Annotated in this window: 2 protein-coding genes; both read right to left on the bottom strand. The window is 37.5% G+C overall.

Features of this window, described 5'->3' with window-relative positions:
- Positions 1–322 precede the first annotated feature (322 nt).
- A complete protein-coding gene (locus E1171_RS04300; protein ID WP_155204445.1) occupies positions 323–589 on the bottom strand; it encodes a hypothetical protein in 267 nt (88 codons plus the stop codon).
- Positions 590–624: 35 nt separating this feature from the next.
- Positions 625–3,335 (bottom strand): tail fiber domain-containing protein (locus tag E1171_RS04295; RefSeq protein ID WP_187696253.1); only part of this gene is annotated, 2,711 nt, incomplete at its 5' end.

Genomic DNA, 3,335 nt, shown 5'->3' with positions numbered 1-3,335 from the left:
AAAAGTTTGGATTGAAACTGGAAGGAGAAATTCTTCCAAATGGACTCCTAGTTATCCGTAAAAAGAAAACCTTTCCTTTAAATAGGTTTGAAAATAATTTTAACTTTTTCTTCCCTGATTAATGGATGAGAGGTTAATTGAAATTTTCCCTCTTCCCCCTTTGCAAATGAAATCCTAGGAATTCAAAATTTTTGAAAAAGGATGAATTGAAGGCTAAAGAATAAAATGGTCTGGTACCCCTACAATATGGAACCTTCTCCTGTTTTAGGTGAGCTATGACTTTTATTGGCTGCTTGATATGCAAAGAAAGAGTTTTTAACTCCTATTCTAATTGTCTCAATTCAATATCCTCTATTTCTCTTGGATCCCTTGGATCTTCTATTGGGTCTATTGGATCATCTATAGGATCTATGGGAGGTAAAAGAAAATGTTCATACCTTCTAAATTCTCCAACCTTCATAGGCTTGGCAGTTAGATTTGACCTGCTGCTATAAGAAGAATGAAAACCTCTTGTAGTTGCGTAACTCATTAAGGTGCGTAAACTAATGTTATTGGTAGATTTTCCCAATTCCCTAGCCACATCGCTCATTTTTAAATTAGTAATTAGATAATGCCATGATTTTATCATTCGTTTTCTAGTGCTGTTATTCTATTATTTAATTGTTCATTTTGAGCGGACAGCTCTTTTACCGACTCAATCAATAAAGCTATAAGCTTTTCATACTTCACCGCCTTATAGCCATCCTCTTTTGTACATACCACATTGGGAATAGGGAAGATATCTTCGATCTCCTGTGCTATCACTCCTATATCCTGTCCTTGATATGCTTCTTGATTGGCCTCCCATTCAAATGAATATCCCCCTATTTTTTTCACCTTTTCTAAAGGGTTTTCAATAGTTTTTATGTTCTTCTTAAAACGTTTATCTGAACTGGAGTAGGCGACTACATCTCCTTTAAATTCCCAATTATCACTATTATGCAGATTTCTAGCTGTCCAGGTACTCACACTATTAGACCGCCTATATAAGGCAAAATAATCACTTCCAGCCCCGGAATTGGTGTCAGGGTTAGTATCACCATTGTATTCTATACCCCCTCCATGGGACATCGATTGACCAACATAAACTCTTCCTGAACCTTGTGAACTCCCACGCAACCTCAACTCCGATTCATAAGCATCTGATGAGATAACCTCTATAATTGTATTTGAGGAGCTCCCTTCTACTTTTAAGGATGGCTTGATTGTTACCCCTGAACTGACAAATTTCGCTACATCTATGGATTGACTAGAGGCTCTATTTCTTATGATTGTGCCATCTGCCCCATTATCTTCATTAAAAATCACCAAATTAGTAGATTCAACATTAGCAGTTTCTTCCACAAAGATGGAATGATTGTCGGTTAGGCCTGTCCAGTGAATTCTTTTAGAACTTTCATTTTTAATAATATCAAATCGAATATCTCCATTGGATTTGATAGTACTTCCAAATTCTGCTCCGTTCACTACGGTAAGATCATTTCCAACGTACAATTTACCATCGGTAGTAAGTGACATAGCCCCTTGAGTTGTCATGTTATCGCTATTCTTCCCCCACCAGAAACCACGATTACTGGTTGCATCCATTTGGAAGATCATAGCATATTGACTTCCTGCACCTCCAATATGGCCATAACTAACTCCGCTAGTCATACCAATTCCATAGGAAGAGGTCTCATAACCCCATAATCTGAATTTCGTTCTTTCATTTGCCGCTTTGGCACTATAAATATCGAAATCCCCTACATGCCTGCCAGACTGATTATTATAATTTAAAATATTCCCGTTTACAGCAATGTATTTATCAAAGTAGAACCCAGGCCTATCCGTATAGAAATGTGACCAGGCCTCATTTCCAGCCCCAATGTCCGTGTAACCATTTGGAGTAGTAATGACCAACCGATTACTTGAATTTTTAGTTAGTTTTAGACTTGAATTATTAATTTGAATTTCCGGGGCTTTTATTGTACCCCCAAAATCAGCAGCACCAGAAAAAATACTTTTGGTGGCTCTGATATTAAGTTCATCTAAGGTTTCTCCAGACCAACCAGATAATTTCATATTCTGTTGCGTCTGGTACCAATCATAACCATCGTAATTAGCTAATAACCTAAATCCACCTTCATCATTTTCCAGCTCCGCAATGGCATAGTTTTCTCCCAGGCTGGCTTTTAGGGTTTTACTAAAAGTGCATACCCCACTTACGGATAAATCGCCACCAAGAGTCAAACCATGAGTTAGCTGACTGTTCCCATCTGACCTAAGCGTAACATTTAAATTTCCTTCCGAATCTCTTAGGTATAAGGCTACACTATCGCTATTGGTCCAGAATCCGGAGTTATTGGATTTACCTGCTGTTGAAATAGCAAGAGGCCAAAAGTTACCACTAGTGGATGTGTTTATTCTAATATCTCCCCCAAACTCGGCACCATCTACCACGGTAAGATCATTTCCAACGTACAATCTACCATCTGTAGTAAGTGACATGGCCCCTTGTCCATCCAAATTTTGGTCAGCATTTCCCCACCAGAAGCCCCTATTGGAAGATTTGGTTTGAAAAGTCATTCCACCGCCACTTAGGTGTCCAAAGTTTAAGGTAGTGGCAAAATCTGCATCACTTACATAACCAATTCCAATAAAATCATCCCATAAGCCATATTTTACCCTGGAACTAAAACTTCTCGTTTTGTAATAATCAAACTTTCCTATATACCTTCCTGTTCCGCTGGTATAATTAATTAGATTTCCATTCAGATAGATACTTTTATCAAAATAGAAAGAAGGCCTATCAGTATGGAAATGAGAATAGTTTTCATTTCTTGCACCGATGGCGGTCCAGCCATGGTTGGTGGTAATGTTTAAATCGTTATTACTTCCCTTGGTTAGTTTTAGATTTAAATTCTCTATAAATAGAGCAGGGTTAAATATCACGCCCGTATTGCTAAAATTGGCAATATCTATCGGAGTAGCCTGAGAAGTACTTTTATTTCTAATAATGGTTCCATCTGCCCCATTATCCTCATTAAAAATGACTAAGTTTGTGGATTCTCCGTCTGCTGTTTCTTCGACAAAGATGGAATGATTGTCAGTTAATCCAGTCCAATGAATTCTTTTAGAATCTTCATTTTTTATTATATCAAACCGAATATCTCCATTGGCTTTGACAGTATCTTCAAATTGAGCTAATCCACTAACGGTAAGATCTCTAGTAGCCCAGTTTACAGAACTTAGATTAGCATTATTTGAATGATATACTTTTGACCAAGCTGTCCAATCTATGTTATTTTTTGCCCTAA

It is taken from the genome of Xanthovirga aplysinae, assembly GCF_009711365.1.
GTDB classification, from domain to species: Bacteria; Bacteroidota; Bacteroidia; order Cytophagales; family Cyclobacteriaceae; genus Xanthovirga; species Xanthovirga aplysinae.
Note: the sequence above shows the minus strand (reverse complement) of the source record. Positions and strands in the feature narration are given on the sequence as shown.